The sequence below is a fragment of the Vibrio sp. T3Y01 genome, assembly GCF_013114525.1.
GTDB classification, from domain to species: domain Bacteria; phylum Pseudomonadota; class Gammaproteobacteria; order Enterobacterales; family Vibrionaceae; genus Vibrio; species Vibrio chagasii_B.
The window spans coordinates 41,355-60,959 of record NZ_VTXJ01000007.1 but is presented as its reverse complement, the minus strand read 5'-3'; the positions used below and the strand labels follow the sequence as shown (position 1 = coordinate 60,959).

The window sequence follows — 19,605 nt, the reverse complement described above, 5'->3', positions numbered from 1 at the left end:
AATATGCAAACATCTTTGTTAATGAATAAGAATGACATATGCGCAATACAGAAAAACAAGACAACTTGGTTCGTGCTTTTAAAGCGCTGCTAAAAGAAGAACGTTTTGGTTCACAAGGCGAAATTGTTGATGCCCTTAAGCATGAAGGCTTTGAAAGCATCAACCAGTCTAAAGTCTCGCGTATGTTAACCAAGTTTGGCGCGGTTCGAACTCGTAACGCTAAAATGGAGATGGTTTACTGTCTTCCTGCTGAACTGGGTGTTCCTACAGTTTCAAGTTCTTTGAGAGAACTTGTCTTAGATATTGACCACAACAATGCATTAGTTGTGATACACACAGGCCCTGGCGCTGCTCAACTGATTGCTCGCTTGCTAGACTCACTAGGTAAGTCAGAAGGCATACTGGGAGTAGTCGCAGGTGATGACACTATCTTTATCACCCCAACCCTTTCAGTTACGACTAAACAGCTATTTGACTCAGTCTGTGAACTGTTTGAATACGCTGGATAATTGCTCATAGTTTCATAATTATCAGCCATATAAATGGATCGCGAACATCTATTGACTTCGTGATCCAAATCACATCCTAGAATATCTCCCCTCCTCTCTACCCAGCAACACTAAACCGTTGATTTTAAAAAAGTCAGTAGCAAATTAAACACAAGATCTAGGCATCATTTGTTAGATTTTTTAGCTATATCTTTTAACATTCGAGTAATTTTCTGCCAATTTTTGATATTATTCAGACACTTTTTCATCACATGGATTGAAAAAGGTGCCGTTTCCAAATAGGAAACTCCAGAAACAACTACACTTGTTTTTGGGTTAATAATGAATAAAGGAAGGGAAATTCATGGCATTTACCAAACTTATCAAAGTTGGTGCTATTGCAGCTGCTGTAATGGGCGCTGGCGCTGTTAACGCTCAAGAGTTCATCACAATTGGTACTGGTTCAGTAACAGGTGTTTACTACCCAACTGGTGGTGCGATTTGTAAGCTAGTGAACAAGGGCCGCAAAGACCACAACATTCGTTGTTCTGTAGAGTCTACTGGTGGTTCAATCTACAACGTTAACACCATCCGTGCTGGTGAACTAGATTTCGGTGTTGTTCAGTCTGACTGGCAGTACCATGGCTACAACGGTACAAGTAAGTTCAAAGATCAGGGCGAGTACAAAAAACTACGCGCTATGTTCTCTCTACACACAGAACCGTTCAACATCATCGCTCGTACCGATGCTGGTATTAACAATGTTGCAGACCTAGCTGGTAAGCGTGTAAACATTGGTAACCCGGGCTCTGGTGACCGTGCAACTATGGGTGTTGTAATGGACGCGATGGGTTGGACTAACGACAGCTTCAAGCTTGCTTCTGAACTTAAAGGTTCTGAGCGTTCACAAGCGCTTTGTGACAACAAGATTGATGCATTCATCTACATGGTTGGTCACCCGAACGGATCAATCAAAGAAGCAACAACATCTTGTGACGCAAAACTGGTTTCAGCAACAGGTCCACAGATCGACAAGATCGTAGCTGAAAACCCATACTACGCATACAGCACAGTTCCTGCTGGTATGTACCGTGGTACAGACGCTGACGTAAACAGCTTCGGTGTTGCAGCAACTATGGTAACCACTTCAGACGTTTCTGATGAAGTTGCATACAACGTTGCTAAGGCAGTATTTGAAAACTTTGACACTTTCAAACGCCTACACCCAGCATTTGCTAACCTGAAAAAAGAAGACATGGTTAAAGCGGGTATCTCTATCCCTCTTCACCCAGGTGCAGAAAAATACTACAAAGAAGTGGGCCTTCTAAAGTAATTCTACTTTAAGCCTACTACACCAATAAGGAGGCTGGTCCTCCTTATTGGCTTTTTACGTTTTATAAAAATAACTTAAGTGAAAAGAGCAAACCTTTAAGTTTCTCCAATTTGGCGAACTTACCTTCGTATCAAGCCTAAGACAAAGACGAACAAAAAACGCATTTCCCTATCCATTCACTACACTAGATAGGAAAGAAATAACGTCTCGTTGTTCGTAATAAAGGCAGACCATCAATAATAAGGATAAAGTACATGACGCAGACAACATCACCGTCTCCAGATGTGCAAGAAATGGTGGCACAATCAGACACTGGTGCGCGTAGCCCTCGCGGTATCCAAGGCCGTATTTTATGGTTTGTGCCTCTATGTTGGTCACTGTTCCAACTTTGGTATGCATCTCCGCTGCCGTTCATTTTTAACTTCGGAATTTTAAACGATACTGAAGCTCGAGCAATTCACCTTACCTTTGCTATTTTCCTAGCATTTACCGCTTATCCAGCTATGAAGAACTCGCCGCGGGACCATATCCCGGCAGTCGACTGGGTATTAGCGCTTGTTGGTAGTTTTTCAGCTTCTTATATTTACATTTTCTACACCGAACTTGCTGGCCGTTCTGGTGCTCCAACAACATTCGATATTGTTGCAGCCGTCTTCGGTATGATTCTACTGCTTGAGGCAACACGACGCGCTTTAGGTCCACCTCTTATGGTTGTGGCAGCAGTATTCCTACTTTACACCTTTGGTGGACCACACATGCCAGACGTTATCGCCCACAAAGGTGCGAGCCTGAACAAGGCAATGTCTCACTTGTGGCTAACAACTGAGGGTGTATTCGGTGTAGCACTGGGCGTTTCAACGTCATTCGTATTCTTGTTTGTACTGTTTGGTGCAATGCTTGAACGTGCGGGCGCAGGTGCTTACTTCATCAAGGTCGCATTCTCACTGCTTGGTCACATGAAAGGCGGCCCTGCAAAAGCAGCCGTTGTGGCTTCTGGCTTATCTGGCCTGGTTTCTGGCTCTTCGATTGCTAACGTAGTAACCACTGGTACCTTCACCATTCCACTGATGAAGCGTGTTGGTTTCCCTGGTACAAAAGCAGGCGCGGTAGAAGTTGCGGCTTCAACCAATGGTCAGCTTACACCGCCTATCATGGGTGCTGCCGCATTCCTGATGGTGGAATATGTGGGTATTTCGTATGTGGAAGTTATCAAGGCGGCGCTACTGCCAGCTCTGATCTCTTACGTCGCTCTGATTTACATTGTTCACCTAGAAGCATGTAAAGCAGGCATGACTGGCCTACCTCGTCGTCACACACCAACTATTGTACAAAGCCTACTCTCTTTCACTGGGACCATTTTAGGTCTATGCGTTATCAGTGCCGCGGTTTACTACGGTGTCGGTTGGACGAAAGATGTATTTGGCGAAGCAGCAACACCAATCGTTACTGTGGCGCTATTAATCGCTTATGTTGCTCTGGTTCGCGTATCAGCAAAATACGCAGCTGAAGGCGGCATGGAGATCGATGCGGATCTAAAGGAAGTTCCAGATCCAGGCCCAACGATTAAATCAGGTTTACACTTCCTACTGCCTATCGTAGTGCTAGTTTGGTGTCTGACGGTTGAACGTTTCTCACCTGGTTTATCTGCCTTCTGGGCAACAGTGTTCATGATCTTCATCTTGATCACCCAGCGTCCTTTGATGACTCTGATGAACAAATCAGACGATCTTGCAGAGCAAACCAAAGCTGGTTTCGTTGACCTAGCAGAGAGCTTAGTTTCAGGCGCGCGTAACATGATCGGTATCGGTGTGGCGACAGCAGCTGCTGGTACTGTTGTAGGTGTGGTGACGCTAACGGGTATCGGTCTTGTAATGACTGACTTCGTTGAGTTTATCTCAGGCGGTAGCATCATCCTTATGCTGCTCTTCACTGCGGTAATCAGCTTGATCCTGGGCATGGGCTTGCCAACCACAGCAAACTACATCGTTGTATCAACGCTGATGGCTCCGGTAATCGTTACTCTGGGCGCAGCGCACGGTTTGATCATTCCACTGATTGCGGTGCACTTATTCGTGTTCTATTTCGGTATTCTTGCGGATGATACACCTCCAGTAGGTCTCGCGGCGTTTGCAGCAGCGGCAATTGCGAAATCAGATCCGATTCGTACTGGTATCCAAGGCTTCACCTACGATATCCGTACCGCAATTCTACCTTTCATGTTCATCTTCAATACTCAGCTACTGCTGATGGGCATTGATTCTTGGTGGCACTTAGCACTGACTATCTTCTCATCTGTAACTGCAGTACTTATCTTTGCAGCTGCAACACAAGGTTGGTGGTTCACTAAGAACAAATGGTGGGAAACGGTGCTGCTTATTGCATTAACCTTCACTTTCTTCCGCCCTGGCTTCTGGTGGGACATGATTTACCCAGAGAAAGTTCTTTCGCCTGGAGTTGAGATTGCTCAAATCACAGAAAACCTAGATGTGGGACAATCACTTGAACTTAGAGTGGGTGGCGAAAACTTAGAAGGTGACTATTCTGAAAAGACAGTTCGCCTACCGTTTGAAGATTCTGCGACCTCAAGTGAAGATCGTATTGCCTCTATGGGTCTAATGCTGACTGAATCAGAAGGCAAGATGATTGTTGATATGGTTGAGTTCGGTAGCCCAGCAGAAGCGGCTGGTATTGATTTCGATTGGGAAATCAAATCCGTTATCCAAGATGCAGATCGACCAATGAAAGAGTGGGTATTCTTACCAGCTCTGATCATTTTAATTGGTTTAGCGATGAACCAAAGAAGACGTGCTCGTAAGGATGAGATTAGCGCGTAATGGATAAGGCTGAGTAGTGCTTAGCGCTATTTGGCTTTATTACATGGAAAGGATAATTACAGTGCTAAGTGAAAGCTTAGCGCTGATTAAAAAGAGACGAATACATGTATAAACAAATCCTTGTTCCTGTTGATCTTAATGACAAAGGCTTTTCTGATAAGGCAGTCGAACTGGCGGTATGGCACGCAAAACACAGCAATGCTGAAATCCACATTCTGAACGTACTACCAGGCATTCACATGTCGATGGTGGCGTCTTACTTCCCGAAAGATGCAGCGAACCAAATGAAGCTTGATGTTAAAAATCAGCTGAAAGAGTTTGCCGACAAACACATCGACGATGAAGTGGTTTACAAAGTTCATGTTGCTGAGGGTAAAACCTACGCGACGATTCTTGATTACGCAGAAAAGCTTGGCGCCGACCTTATCGTGATGCCTAGCCATAAGCGTTCGAAAATCGACAAAGTGGTACTTGGCTCGGTTGCAAGCAAAGTAGTACAGAACTCACCAATCAATGTATTGGTGGTTAAACCGCAAGGTTAAGTCATTTAATCGACACACAATCTAAAAAGGTTGGCCTACAGGTCAACCTTTTTTGTTTTTAACTCATGTAACATAGCTTTAGAATCAACTCACTATGTTTTGTGGACGACCCGCAATAAAGCCATCAATATTATCCATTAAGATATCAGACAGTTTTTGAATCGAGCTGTCGCTGCCCCACGCCACATGTGGAGTGAGTAATAAGTTCGGTAAATGGCTATTAGCCAATAGTGGGTTTGAGTTGTCGGCTGGCTCTTGTGTAAACACATCCATACCTGCGCCTGCAATCTCATGTTTTTTCAAAGCCTCAACTAGGGCTTGTTCATCTACTAGACCTCCGCGCCCGGCATTAATTAATACCGCGCTCGATTTCATCATAGTCAGCTCTTGCTCTGAAATCAGATTTTGGGTCGCATCAGTCAATGGGCAATGTAGACTGATCACATCCGCTTGCTTCAATACCGTATCAAAAGGCAGATACCCTTCTCGACAAGACTCTGCTCCTTTTCGCTCGGCAAACATCACCTTCATACCAATCGCTTTGGCTAACATTGCGGTGGCTTGACCTAAGCTGCCACTGCCCATTAAACCCAATGTACTGCCAGCCACATCTTGAATCGGATGAGTAAAGAAGCAGAACTGCTTGTCCTTTTGCCACTCACCCCCCTCAATGTCTTTGTGATAACCAACAAGGTTTCGTTTAAGAGCGAATAGCATTGCGATGACATGCTCAGGAACCGATTGAGTCGCGTAGCCTTGTACGTTTGCCACTGCAATGTTTTTAGATTTGCAGTATTCCACATCGACATTGTTGACTCCGGTCGCCGAAACCGCGATCAACTTGAGTTTTTTCGCACTAGCTAGGTTCGACTCATTGAGCACCACCTTGTTAGTGATCACCACATCAGCTTCTTCAACTCGCTCAGACACTTGCTCAGGAGTGGTGAAGTCATACTCCACCCACTCATGTTCAAAGCTCAGAGGTTTTAAATGAATTTGAGATGGGATGGTTGCTCTGTCGAGAAACACAACTTTCAACGTTGGCATTCTTCTTCCTTGGTTAAACCTATGAATCCATCCATTCTAAGCTTTTAGCTTACTGTAGTCTGGAAGCTCAGGCGCAATTTCAAAGTGCCGTTCGATTTGTGGGGTTGCGTGAGGATAAAAGTCACAGGGAACAAAGGCTTTGAACAACTGATTATTCGCTGGATGATAAAAGCTCAACTCACACGCATGCAAAGCCAACCTATCACTGTATTCAAACGCTTCTGGTGTCGCGTAAAACTCGTCGCCCACAATTGGATTACCTATTTCCATACAATGCACACGCAACTGATGAGATCGTCCCGTGATTGGCAGTAGCTTCAACAAGGTGGTTTGAGTATCTGTTTGCTCTACCACATAACGTGTCTGTGAAGGCTTGCCATTATCCAAACACACTTTCTGCCGAGGGCGGTTCAGCCAATCACAGATGAGTGGCAGATCGATCAATCCTGCTTTTTGTTCAACCGCTCCCCATACGCGTGCGTAATACAGTTTGTGTGTCAGGCGATATTGGAACTGCTTCTTCAAGTGACGTTCTGCCTGCTTGTGCTTAGCCAGCAACATCAAGCCTGAGGTCGACATATCCAAACGGTGCACCACTTGAATATCAGCAAACTCCTCTACCAAGCGACTCCACATGCTGTCGTAATGCTCTGGCAATCTGCCCGGTACTGAAAGTAGGCCCGCAGGCTTATTCACCACCAGAATGTCGTCATCTTGATAAACAATATCAATCCAAGGTTCGCGTGGTGGTGTGTACTGTTCTAGCGCCATTGAAGCCTCTTATTTACTAGTGAACAAATAATTCACAGTTAATTCGTTTATTAATAAATACAATTTTTGATGTTTTCGTACATAAAAGTTGACGCATTTACAAAACATGGTATTGATAGGGTAACGGAAAATAACAAGCCAACATCAAAGGAACAATGATGGACAGTACGGTTAAAACAACCACAACAAAAACCTCAGCTCCCCTATCCAGTTTAATTAAATCTCTTGGCCCGGGTATTATGATGGCTGCAGCGGCAGTCGGCGGTTCACACTTAGTTGCCTCAACCAAAGCCGGAGCCATCTATGGTTGGCAGCTCGCTGCATTGATCATCTTAGTAAACCTATTCAAGTACCCATTCTTTCGTGCCGGCATCCAATATACGCTTGGTACAGGACAAAGCTTGGTTGAGGGTTACTCAAACCTAGGCCGCCCTTACCTAGTGATCTTTTCGATACTAAGCGCTATTTCAGCCGTCGTAAACACAGCCGCACTACTGCTGTTTAGTGCGAGTTTGCTTAGCTACTTCATTCCTTTTGAGCTAGCAACCAGCACGCTTTGTATGATCGTACTCGCGACCTGCTTAATCATCTTATTTGCAGGACACTATCGTGCTCTGGACACTCTTTCCAAAGCGATCATGGCGATCCTTACGATTACCACTCTAGCCGCTGTCGCCATTGCTATCGGTTCACCTGTCGAACCGGATGCTGCTTTTGTTCCTCCATCACCTTGGTCATTAGCAGCTATTGGCTTTATCGTGGTGACCATGGGTTGGATGCCGGCGCCTATCGAGATTTCAAGCATCACCTCTATGTGGCTAAAAAGCCAAAAAGAGAAACAAGAAGTCACTGCTCAATCTGCCTTATTCGATTTCAACGTCGGCTACATTGGTACGGCACTGCTTGCTTTAGTATTCGTCGCTTTAGGTGCGCTGGTACTTCACGGTTCAGGCGTGGAACTGTCTCGCTCTGGTGTAGGCTTTACTCACCAGTTAGTTGGTATTTACGCCTCAACGATTGGCGAATGGTCACGACCACTCATCGCCATTATCGCTTTCTTCTGTATCTTTGGTAGCACGATTACGGTTATCGACGGCTACTCTCGTGTACTCGCGGAATCACAACGTCTGTTATTCAACAAAGAGTCGAGCCCGCGCATGCTACAAGGCTGGATTATCATTGTCTCTATCGCCGCACTCGCGATTGTGATGTTCTTCAGCGCTGCGTTAATGCCAATGCTGGATTTCGCAATGGTACTTGCTTTCGCAACGACGCCATTCTTCGCGCTGCTTAACTTCATCTTGGTGAACAAAGCTAAGCTTCCAGAAGCGCTAGCCATTGGTAGCAAACTAAAATGGTTGTCTGTCGCAGGCCTAGTTTACTTATTCGGTTTCTTAGCCGTATTTGTTTGGTGGAAATGGTTAATGTAACCCTCTAATCACCACCATCTACAAACTCGAGATAAAAATAAGGCCTTCATGATGAAGGCCCTATTTATTGTTCACTGGCTAGCTAATATTAATTGTGAGAAACCACAATCAGGCGCAGCGAGTCTAGTTGAACCTGAGCTTTGCTGATATAGCCGGTCAGTTCGTTAATCTGAGCTTCGATTACCTCTAACTCTTCATCACGAATGTTTGGGTTCACCGCTTTAAGTGCTTGTAGACGCTCTAATTCACCGTTTAGGTTAGTCTGCATGTCTCGTTGAGCTTGTTGACGCACTTCTTCCACTTTAGGAAGTACGTGCGTCTCACCCGCTTCGATTAGCTTATGAATCTCACCTTGTACCGAGTTAACTAACTTACTTGCTAGATGACGGTTCACCGGACTCAACTGGCGGTTAAAGCTATCAAATTCAACCTGAGAAGATAGGTCGTTACCACGGCCATCCATCATCAAGCGAATCGGAGTCTTAGGTAAGAACTGGCTGATACCACTGCGTTTTGGAGCTTGTGCATCCACCAGGTAAACCAATTCAAGCAGGATAGTGCCTACCGGTAGCGCTTTGTTCTTAAGTAGTGATACAGCAGAAGTACCCACCCCTTCGCTAAGTAGTAAATCAATACCACCCTGAATCATTGGGTGTTCCCAGCTAATGAAGTTCATGTCTTCACGAGAAAGTGCGGTATCACGGTCAAATGTGATAGTTGCACCTTCATAAGGTAGGCCTGGGTAGCTTGGTACCATCATGTGCTCAGATGGCGTAACGACTAGCGCATTTTCACCTTTGTCGTCTTGGTTCAAACCAATGGTGTCGAACAAGCTCAACGCAAAAGTAACTAGGTTAGTGTCACCATCGGTCGATGCGATCTTCTCTGCTATTTCATGTGCTTTGTCGCCGCCGTTTGAGTGCATCTCTAGTAGGCGATCGCGACCTTTTTCTAGATCCGCTTTTAGGCTTTGGTTTAGCTTAGCTGACTCTTCGATCACTTCATCAAGCTGTTCTGTGTTGCCAGAAGCCAGCATTTCGATAAGTACATCTGAGTACTTGTCGTAAACCGTGCGACCAGTAGGGCAAGTTTCCGCAAATGCATTCAGACCTTCATCAAACCAACGCGCTAGGATCGCCTGTGATGTGCCTTTCAGATAAGGAACATGAATATCGACATCACGCTGTTGACCGATACGATCCAGACGACCGATACGCTGCTCGAGCAAGTCAGGGTTGAATGGAAGGTCAAACATCACTAGTTGGTTAGCAAACTGGAAGTTACGGCCTTCAGAGCCGATTTCACTACAGATAAGCACCTGAGCACCGCCCTCTTCTTGAGCAAAATAAGCCGCCGCTTTGTCACGCTCTAGAATCGACATGCCTTCGTGGAATACAGTTGCACGTACACCTTCACGCTCGCGCAGTGCCTGCTCTAGTTGCAGAGCCGTACTTGCACGCGATGCGATCACCAGGATCTTTTCGCTACGCTTGTCTTGGATCTTTTCAATCAGCCAGTTAACACGCGAGTCGAACTGCCACCAGCTTGAGTCTTCACCTTCAAACTCTTGGAAGATCTCTTCTGGATAAAGCATCTTCATCGCACGAGCTTCTGGTGCCATCTTGCCACCGATCATGCCTGATACACGCATCGACGTGGTGTACTGCGTTGGAATGTCCATCGGCAGTAGGTTTACGTTACGCTTAGGGAAGCCTTTGATAGCGGCACGTGTGTTTCTGAATAAAACACGACCTGTACCATGGCGATCCATAAGGTTGTCAATCAGTTCTTGGCGAGCTAATGCTTGCTCCTCTTCGCTGCTATCGCCTTCGATAACGCGGAATAGAGGCTCAACATCTTGCTCAGAAAGCAGCTCAGTAATCTGATTCTTAGCGCTGTCTTCAAGCTTCACGCCTGAGAATAGTGCGGTGACAGCATCAGCAACCGGCGCGTATTGGTCTTCTTCTTCAACGAAGGCTTCGTAATCGTAGAAGCGGTCAGGGTCCAATAGGCGTAGACGTGCAAAGTGGCTCTCACGACCCAGTTGCTCTGGAGTCGCTGTCAGCAAAAGTACACCAGGAGTATTTTCAGCTAAGCCTTCTACCACTTGGTATTCACGGCTTGGCTTGTCTTGGCTCCACTCAAGGTGGTGCGCTTCATCGACAACCAAAAGATCCCACTCGCCTTCAAGTGCTTGCTCGTAGCGCTTGCGGCTCTTACGTAGGAAATCTAACGAACAAAGAACGTATTGCTGCGTATCAAATGGGTTGTCTGACTCTGCAAAGGCTTCAATACAACGCTCTTCATCAAAGATAGAAAAATGAAGATTGAAACGGCGCATCATCTCTACTAACCATTGGTGTTGTAGAGTTTCAGGAACCACAATCAGGATACGCTCCGCACGACCAGACAACACTTGTTGGTGGATGATCATACCCGCTTCGATGGTTTTACCTAGGCCAACTTCATCAGCGAGTAAAACACGTGGCGCATGACGGCGACCCACTTCATGAGCGATGTATAACTGGTGAGGAATTAGGCCAGCACGCATACCACACAAACCACGCATTGGGCTCTTGTGTTGTTGATATTGGTTACTTAGCGCGCGGTAACGCAGCACAAAGTTATCCATACGATCGATTTGACCTGCGTACAGTTTGTCTTGTGGCTTGTTAAATCGGATCTGATTGCTTAAGAAGATTTCACGCAGAGCCACTTCTGATTCTTGGGTATCTTCGCGTGTACCTAGATAGGTTAGTAGCCCTTTATCTTCGATAACTTCTTCAACAGATAGAGACCAGCCTTCTTGGCATTCGATGACATCGCCTACATTAAACGTTACTCGGGTTACGGGAGCATCCGTACGTGCATACACACGGTTTTCTTCTGATGCTGCAAACATTAGTGTCACTGTGCGAGCATCCATTGCTACAACGGTACCTAAACCTAAATCGCTCTCCGTATCGCTTATCCAGCGTTGCCCCAAAGCAAATGTCATGAATCGACTACCTCAATCTTATAGTTGGAATTTGGTCTTTTTAGCTGATATTTCAAACAAGAACATTCCTGCTCTTGAACTAAAAATATAGCCAAAACTGCCTAGTTTGCAGCCACTTTTTAAGTGCGCTCTAAATAATAAATATCTCGAGAAAATGGTGCAGAAAAAGGTCGCTAATCTTACTCGATGCTGTGATTTAGGTCACGTCTAAAGGAGATGATTTCATGCTTTTTTTCTGTTTTCGCCAATGCAATCAAACTGTCAAAAAGTCATGGCTAATCTATTGGTAGCAGATTGCTGCTGTTAATGAATGCGCCATATTCACTCATCACAATATGACGATATTCCTCTCGATGAAGTTTAGGTGAGTAGTTGACTATCACCAGAATGAGATACTAATCTTTAAGTGAGCTTTATCTACGTTCAATGAATGCAAGGCAAGCCGTACGCGGCAAGGAGATGCTATGGGCGAGACCAACCGGAAGCTATTTGTTTTAGACACCAATATCCTACTTCACGAACCCTTCGCTATATTTTCTTTCCAAGAGCACGATGTCGTTATCCCCATGACAGTGCTAGAAGAACTAGACAGAATCAAAGACAGTAAGAGAGACGTTGCCCGAGATGCGAGAATTGCGATACGAACTCTCGAAGATCTATTCAGGGAAGCTACACCAGACCAAATATCGGAAGGTATCCCTTTCACCAAAGACATTAAAGCCTCAGGCAGTATTTCAATACTCGCCGATTACGAACTTCAAGAAAGCATCAAAGCCTTTGCCGACGATAAGGCAGGCGATAACCGAATCCTCAACGCTGTACTCTACCTTCAAAACAAACGCGCGCCACGCGAAGTGGTTCTCATCACCAAAGACATCAACATGCGCTTACGCGCAAAAGGCGCGGGCGTACGTTTCGTTGAAGATTATCAAACCGACCAACTCATCGATGATATCCAATACCTCACTAAAGGTTTCCAACAACTTGAGGGCGCATTTTGGGACGGTATCGACAACGTCGAAAGCAAAAACCTCGGCGGAAAAACCTTACACACGTTAGCAAGAGAGCCTTTCGAGCCGACCTTCCTCAACCAATATGTGATTGATGAAGAGAGCGACTTTGCAGCAAGAGTTGAAGAGATTGATACTGAAACCATCACACTCAGGGACTTAAGCCGTGAACGCTTAATGAACCGAAGAGCTTGGGATATCACGCCAAAAAACATTTATCAGGGAATGGCGATTGATGCGCTACTCGACCCAGATATTGACCTGGTGATCCTAACTGGTGCGGCAGGTAGTGGTAAAACGCTGCTCGCCATGGCTGCTGCACTTGAACAAACCATAGAGCGCAAACAGTTCGATAAGATCATCGTAACCCGAAACACGCCCGATATTGGAGAGTCGATAGGTTTCCTTCCTGGTTCCGAAGAAGAGAAGATGCTGCCTTGGTTGGCTGCTGTGACTGATACACTGGAAGCGCTGCACAAAAACGACCACTGTACCGAAGGGTCAATGAAATACATCTGTGACAAAGCCAATATCCAGTTCAAGTCGATCAACTTTATGCGTGGCCGTTCCATCCAAAATGCGTTTGTGCTTCTCGATGAGTGTCAGAACCTCACTGCATCGCAAATCAAAACCATCATCACCCGCTGTGGTGAAGGGACCAAGATTGTCTGCTCAGGTAACCTAGCGCAGATAGATTCTTCTTACTTAACCCCTGTTACTTCAGGTTTAACCTACATGGTTGAGCGTTTTAAAAACTTCGAAGGCAGTGCCAATATCCACCTCAATGGCGTGGTACGTAGCCGACTGGCAGAGTTTGCCGAAGAGAACATGTAATCGCTTTCTACTACTAACCCTTCCTCAAAGACAAAAAGCGCCTCACGATGGAGGCGCTTTTCACTTTAACTTTGCAGTCATTTTGCTGAGACTAGACTGATTTACTCAGTACCACCAACGGTCAGAGAGTCTAGTTTCAATGTTGGCTGACCAACACCCACCGGCACGCTTTGGCCAGCCTTACCACAAACACCAACACCACGGTCGATACTTAGATCGTTACCCACCATAGACACCTGCTGCATCGCTTCGATACCAGAGCCGATCAGTGTTGCGCCCTTCACTGGGTGAGTGATCTTACCGTTCTCAATCATGTAGGCTTCAGAAGCCGAGAACACAAACTTACCAGACGTAATATCAACCTGACCGCCGCCGAAGTTTGGTGCGTAGATACCTTTATCGACTGTCGCAATAATCTCTTCTGGTGTGTGCTCACCCGGTAGCATGTAGGTGTTCGTCATACGCGGCATTGGAAGATGCGCGTAAGACTCACGACGACCGTTACCGGTTGGTGCTACACCCATTAGACGAGCATTAAGCTTGTCTTGCATGTAACCTTTTAAGATACCGTTTTCGATCAACGTGTTGTACTGACCGTTAACACCTTCATCATCCACGTTCAGTGAACCACGAAGGTCAGTCAATGTACCGTCATCGACAATCGTACATAGGCTTGAAGTAACTTGTTCGCCAACTTTTCCAGAGAATACTGAAGACTCTTTACGGTTGAAGTCGCCCTCTAAACCGTGACCTACGGCTTCGTGCAGCAGAACGCCCGGCCAACCAGAGCCGAGAACGACAGGCATTGCCCCAGCAGGCGCAGCAACTGCTTCAAGGTTAACAAGCGCTTGGCGAATCGCTTCATCAGCAAACTGATAAGCTACTTGAGTGCCTTTATCATCGCTTAGGAAGAAGTCGTAACCAAAACGGCCACCACCACCAGCACTACCACGCTCACGGCGATCGCCTTTCTGAGCAAGAACACTAATAGATAAACGAACCAGCGGACGAATATCGCCAGCGTACGTACCATCAGTCGCGGCAACCAGCATCTGCTCATGCACACCGCTTAGGCTTACCGATACTTCCGTCACCATTGGCTCTTTAGTACGAATGTAAGCGTCCAATGACTTAAGAAGTTCTGTTTTTTGCTGCTTTTCCCAGCTTGCTAACGGGTTGACTGCATCATAATACGTTTGGTTAGCGTTGCGCTTGAAGGCTTGTACCTTGCCGTTTTGACCTTGCTTCGCAATACCACGAGCTGCAATTGCGCTCTGCTTAAGACCATCCAGTTGGATTTGGTCAGAGTAAGCAAAACCGGTCTTTTCACCAGATACTGCACGAACGCCCACACCGCAATCGATATTGAAAGAGCCGTCTTTAATAATGCTGTCTTCTAGCACTAAAGATTCGTGCCAGCTTGACTGAAAGTAGATATCAGCATAATCAATTTGGCGGGTAGCAATGCTCGCCAATGTATCTGCGATATTTTGCTCCGTAAGCCCTGTCGGGTTCAGTAGCGCTTCTTCAATTTGATTAATGCTCATAGATGGCTCTTGTTTGTAATTAAAATTGATTGGTAAATCGAGTGTGTTGTGTGATGGGCATATTTTGCCTAATGGATTCACAACTGGATGTGTCTATCTCGACCACCATACTTTTAGGGTCTTGGTCTAACTGTGCGACCACTCTCCCCCAGGGATCAACCACCATAGAGTGTCCCCATGTTTCTCTTTGGCAAGGGTGCTTACCACCTTGCCCTACCGCAACAATCCACGACTGTGTTTCGATTGCCCGGCATCTTAACAGTGCTTCCCAGTGCGCCTGACCGGTTACCGCAGTAAACGCAGCTGGTACCACGATGATCTGCGCGCCTTGCTGGCGTAACTCTGAATACAAGTGAGGAAAGCGCACATCATAGCAAATACTTAACCCTAAGTGACCAAAAGGCGTTTCCGTTGTCACAACTCGGTCACCCGGTGTGAAAATATCGGACTCTCGATAGCACTTGTGGGCATCGGCGACATCCACATCGAACATATGTAGCTTGTCATAGTGAGCCACTAAGCTGCCAAAGTCATCAATCACCAGAGTCGTTGTAGTGACACCCTTCGCTGTACTTATCGGCATACTGCCCACAATGATCCAAATACGATGAAGCCTAGCTAACTCAGCCAGTTTTTTCTGTAGTGGACCACCATTCAATGGCTCGGCATACTGGTGATAATCCGCTTTGCTACCGAATACCAATGCATTCTCTGGGCAAACGACCCATTTAGCCCCTAACGCCTTACACTTGGCTACCTCTTTGGCGAGATAATCAAGGTTACTGTCAGGGTCAGGGCCCGAAGTCATTTGAATCAAACCAACACAATCCATGTGTACTGCTTCTCCATTCATTATGATTCAGAAATCACTATTTATCTGTATATTAGGGCTTACTTTTACTCAGCCAACTTTCTTAGATTTTCTGGAAGTTGGAACTCACCAGAGCTACGAGAAAGCTCACTTACCGTTGGTGAATCCAGAGGGCCTTTCACCGAGTAATTAACCTGAGTAAAGACCTCAACAACCGGTGAAATCACCGTGGTTACCGCCAATACATACAACGCAGTTTGAGGCGTTACCGCAAACGCTGTTAGCACTGGAATACCCGATGTGATATCTGGCGTAAAGTTTACTTCTGCATCTACCTGACGAGTATTTAGGTTAGCGATGCCTTTGATCTTCATCTCACCCGCCACGGCATCCATGTTCAGATCGTTGGTCAGGAAGATACCATTTTGCATCTTGCCCGTGCCTGTAATGCTGTTAAATGCCATGCCTTTATCAAACACATCAGAGAAATCGAGCTGCATCTTACGAATGATCGAATCTAAACTGAACAAACCAAGCAAGCGAGCTGCCCCGCTCACATCTGAGATAATACCTTTACCGAACTTGGTTTTTACGTCGCCATCTAAAGTATCCATCTTGATACCCCAAGGTGAACCGTCCCAGTCAAGTTGAGCTTCTAGCTCAAACGGTGCTTTTTGAATCCCCGAGGTGATACCAAAGCGCTCCATCAACTCACTGTTGTTTTCACCTTCAACGTCAACTTTCAGCGATGAATGACTCTGGTCACCATTCAATTCCCACCAGCCACTAACATCCGCTTTGTTGCCGCCGCTGCGTACCTGAATTTTCTTCCACGCAATGCGATTGTCTTCTCTAGCCAGTTCAACATCTACCTTGCCAACCTTATAGCCTTGTAGCCAGAAGTCGTTCAGGGTTAACTTGAGATTCGGCATCACATCATGGATCTTTCTATCCAACTCAGAGATCAACGGTGCTTCTTGCTCTTTGCGTTGCAGCAATGGTTCCTGGTTTGATTTGTCGCTCCATTCAGGAACAAACAGATGCAAGCGATCCAACGACACGGTTAAATCATAAGGAGGCAGATAATTAATATCCCCTTCTAGCTCTTGGCTCGATACTTCCATTTGCCAAGCTTGTTTATTCTTGCGTGCACTGAAATCAACATCATTCCAAGCAATACCACCAAGAATCAGCTCTTTACTTTCAAAAGTCACACGACTTGGCGCTGGAATCGTTGGTGTGTTCATTTGGCTTAGAACAGCCGTTGATGGCTGTACCGGCTCCATGATCACCGAAAGCCAATCATCAGCATTAAACTTATCCGTGCGAATCAACGCATGGTGACCAACTACCGGGCTAATCTTGTAGCCACCTCGACCTAATACTAGGTTGGTCGCGGTTAACTCAGGCACATCACCCGTGATATCAATTTCAGCTTGGTACTTGGTATTCGGCAACTGCAAACGCGCAGTAATCGCTTCTTGGTTACCCGATGCTTGTAGCCTTGCTGAACCACTCTCTAATGACTTTTTCGCCAGTGGGTATGGGTAATCGCTCGCGAGATATTTTAGGTCAGACTGTAAATCTAATTGGTAAGTAAAACCGATATCATTGAGTTGAATATCAATCTGACTTTGCCATTGTGCATGACCAGATAGACGACTCAACCATTGCTCACCAATATAAGGCTCTAAAGGTTTCACATCCCAATCGCCCAGAACGTCAATATCAACTGCATAGCCAGGGCCATCATTCTGCCCTTTAAAATCAATAGAGATGCCTTGTTTAAGCAAGTCTGCCGCTAAACCATTCGCTGTCACAACATCATTATCAAACTCGATACGACCCGTGGTGTTTTCTAACACCATTGGTGGCGCTTCAATTTCAACATGGTTGCCGCTTAGGTCAGCGTAACCCCACGCTCTGGCTTCTTTATCAGAGTCGAATGGGATATTAAGCTGGAATTCGGAAGAGACATCACCGCTAACTTGCAGTGCGGTTAACGCAGCACCCACGGAGTCAACCAGTGGCGAAGCCGTCATGTAATCACGTACCGCATTACCTGATGCGGTAGCCTTAGCTTCTATCTCGATATGACCGCCTTCACCTAAGTAAGGAATACGGCCTGTGATTCGATCGGCAGTCACATCCATTAATTGTGCAGAGCGAGAGTCGAGATGCATCGCATCATTCTCAAACAGTAGATCAAGTTGCAGGTCTGTAATCAGCGGCCACGCAGTATCAAAACTAAACTTAGCATCTTCTAATCCAACCCAAATTTGGAAAATACCATCGTGATTCGCGTATGGGTATTTAGCCAACTCGCCATGCCACAACAGTTTTACAGTATCAGCCTTACCCGCTTGAATCGCTGTGGACAGGTAATCGGTCAGGTCCTGCCCAAGTGCTAAGGTCGGCAGGTAACGCCATGTTTCGCCGACATTGTAAGCGTCTGCTTCACCATAAAATGATAAGTAAGGACTCGCATCTTTAGGGAAATCTAAGCGAAATGCACCGAGCACCTGTAAATCTGGTGTGGCTGCCGTGACTTTATCTGACCAAAGCTTCCAACCGTTCTCATCTTGCTGCCATACAATATCAACCTGACCTTGCTTGATGTTTAAAGGCGCTTGGAAAACGTCGCCATACGGGAATACATCGTCAATAACATGTAGGCTGGCTTTTGCTTCTGTCATAGAGCCGAACACGCTACCAGAAACTTGGCTAAAGCCCGGCACTAAATCCCACTGCTCAATCGCAAGATCAGAAAAGCTCGCTGAGTAACGTAAACTCTCGATACCAGATTCCATCGATAGACGAATATCAGAGACCATACCGCCCGGAGACAGCACATTTATCATCTTGGTTGACTCTTCTGAGTCTGGCAGCAACTTAATAAGTGGTGTGATGGTCGAAATATCGAGCTCAGATACGTTAAGCTGCCAAGGGCCTTGTTGCCATTTAAATGCGACATCGAGTTCAGGCCACGGCGTGTCATCGGTTCTCAAGTTAAGTGAGTGACCATTCACTTGCCAGCCATCATCGATTGGAGACAACTTAAACACGCCTGATTCAAGCATCAAGTCATGCTTGCCATCTTCGTTCCAGGTCAATTCTGAAGGCAGCACTTCGACGTAGGCACTTACTGGCTTGCTATTACGTAGCGTGAGCCAGCTATTTAGGCTCACAGTCCCCGTTTCAATACCGGACTCCGCCTGCATGTAACGGGTTAACCAAGGTTTAATCGAGATGTTATCTGCACTGACATAAAACTCGCCAGTCACATCTGTAAGTGAGCCACCATCAATAAAGTTAGCGCTTACTGACAAAGAGTTGAGGTTGGCGTCTTTGATGCTCACCACACCTTCTGCGAGGTGGTGTTTACCAGAGTTCTGCCACTTTAAGGTTTCGATATCAAGCTGACGCTCTTCATCAGAGACAGCACGATACAAAATGGTGGAATCTTTCGCGGTGACGTCGACCAATGTTTTCAGCAGCAGGTTATCGAGCTCATTCATCACTCGCTTAGAAGAGCCAGAATCTTTGGGTTTATCTGTCTCGTTTTGCCCAGCAAATAGGTCAATAGATCGGATATCAAGATACATCTGGTTCATAACCAGATCAGCTACAACCGGACGCATTTGAACGAGCGATTGAATCAAGTCAAACTCGACTTCGACACGCTCAACAGAGAAAGTCACATCTTCTGCATTAGGAAGGCTAGCTTTTACACCTTGCAGCGCGATGGAGGGGTGAGTGTTACGCCAAAAACCACCCACGTCTTGAATAGAAAACTCAAAACCAGAATGTTGATTTACCCAAAGCTCAATTTCAGATTGATACTTATTTAAATTGGGTAAGGCTACACGCAGTGTAGTAACAGCAATGGCTAGCGTTACTAAGAGAGTAACCACTAACCATAAGCATGCACGTAGAATCAGAGTAACGCTTGAGCTCACA

Annotated in this window: 12 protein-coding genes; 6 read left to right on the top strand and 6 right to left on the bottom strand. The window is 46.0% G+C overall.

Features of this window, described 5'->3' with window-relative positions; genetic code table 11:
- The first annotated feature begins 38 nt into the window (after window positions 1-38).
- The 4 genes from argR (at window position 39) to F0232_RS09370 (ending at window position 5,197) form a co-directional block, all read left to right on the top strand.
- Window positions 39-509, top strand: a complete 471-nt coding sequence (argR, locus tag F0232_RS09385) for a transcriptional regulator ArgR (RefSeq protein ID WP_004740827.1) — start codon at window positions 39-41, stop codon at window positions 507-509.
- 343 nt (window positions 510-852) lie between these two features.
- Window positions 853-1,821, top strand: coding sequence for a TAXI family TRAP transporter solute-binding subunit (locus F0232_RS09380; RefSeq protein ID WP_008220541.1), 969 nt, complete (start codon window positions 853-855; stop codon window positions 1,819-1,821).
- 254 nt (window positions 1,822-2,075) lie between these two features.
- The gene (locus tag F0232_RS09375; RefSeq protein ID WP_019826930.1) at window positions 2,076-4,655 is read left to right on the top strand and encodes a TRAP transporter permease; all 2,580 of its coding nucleotides are present in this window, start codon (window positions 2,076-2,078) and stop codon (window positions 4,653-4,655) included.
- A 104-nt stretch (window positions 4,656-4,759) separates the two neighbouring features.
- Window positions 4,760-5,197 carry a universal stress protein gene (locus F0232_RS09370; RefSeq protein ID WP_004740830.1) on the top strand — a complete coding sequence of 146 codons (438 nt, stop codon included), beginning with the start codon at window positions 4,760-4,762 and terminating at the stop codon, window positions 5,195-5,197.
- An 84-nt stretch (window positions 5,198-5,281) separates the two neighbouring features.
- On the opposite strand, the gene F0232_RS09365 is transcribed toward F0232_RS09370, so the two are convergent.
- Together F0232_RS09365 and F0232_RS09360 are read right to left on the bottom strand one after the other, a co-directional pair.
- The gene (locus F0232_RS09365; RefSeq protein ID WP_105059029.1) at window positions 5,282-6,244 is read right to left on the bottom strand and encodes a D-2-hydroxyacid dehydrogenase; all 963 of its coding nucleotides are present in this window, start codon (window positions 6,242-6,244) and stop codon (window positions 5,282-5,284) included.
- Between the two features lie 36 nt (window positions 6,245-6,280).
- Complete coding sequence (locus F0232_RS09360; RefSeq protein WP_105059030.1) at window positions 6,281-7,015, bottom strand: pseudouridine synthase; 735 nt, start codon at window positions 7,013-7,015, stop codon at window positions 6,281-6,283.
- 158 nt (window positions 7,016-7,173) lie between these two features.
- On the opposite strand from F0232_RS09360, the gene F0232_RS09355 reads away from it, so the two are divergent.
- Window positions 7,174-8,445 carry an NRAMP family divalent metal transporter gene (locus F0232_RS09355; RefSeq protein ID WP_105059031.1) on the top strand — a complete coding sequence of 424 codons (1,272 nt, stop codon included), beginning with the start codon at window positions 7,174-7,176 and terminating at the stop codon, window positions 8,443-8,445.
- A gap of 88 nt (window positions 8,446-8,533) precedes the next feature.
- Here F0232_RS09355 and rapA read toward each other — a convergent pair whose 3' ends face one another.
- The gene (gene rapA, locus F0232_RS09350; protein ID WP_171750745.1) at window positions 8,534-11,443 is read right to left on the bottom strand and encodes an RNA polymerase-associated protein RapA; all 2,910 of its coding nucleotides are present in this window, start codon (window positions 11,441-11,443) and stop codon (window positions 8,534-8,536) included.
- Between the two features lie 464 nt (window positions 11,444-11,907).
- Between rapA and F0232_RS09345 the strand changes: the two genes are divergently transcribed.
- Window positions 11,908-13,287 (top strand): PhoH family protein, encoded by a 1,380-nt coding sequence (locus tag F0232_RS09345; protein WP_019826941.1) that lies wholly within the window; start codon window positions 11,908-11,910, stop codon window positions 13,285-13,287.
- Window positions 13,288-13,388: 101 nt separating this feature from the next.
- Here F0232_RS09345 and tldD read toward each other — a convergent pair whose 3' ends face one another.
- The 3 genes from tldD to F0232_RS09330 all read right to left on the bottom strand — a co-directional run bounded on the left by tldD (window position 13,389) and on the right by F0232_RS09330 (window position 19,604).
- Window positions 13,389-14,834: a metalloprotease TldD gene (gene tldD / locus F0232_RS09340; RefSeq protein ID WP_052880149.1), complete on the bottom strand. Its 1,446-nt coding sequence runs from the start codon at window positions 14,832-14,834 to the stop codon at window positions 13,389-13,391.
- Window positions 14,835-14,853: 19 nt separating this feature from the next.
- Window positions 14,854-15,666: a carbon-nitrogen hydrolase family protein gene (locus tag F0232_RS09335; protein WP_019826945.1), complete on the bottom strand. Its 813-nt coding sequence runs from the start codon at window positions 15,664-15,666 to the stop codon at window positions 14,854-14,856.
- A 65-nt stretch (window positions 15,667-15,731) separates the two neighbouring features.
- Entirely contained in the window at window positions 15,732-19,604 is a 3,873-nt protein-coding gene (locus F0232_RS09330; protein ID WP_105059033.1) for a YhdP family protein, read from the bottom strand.
- Window position 19,605 lies beyond the last annotated feature (1 nt).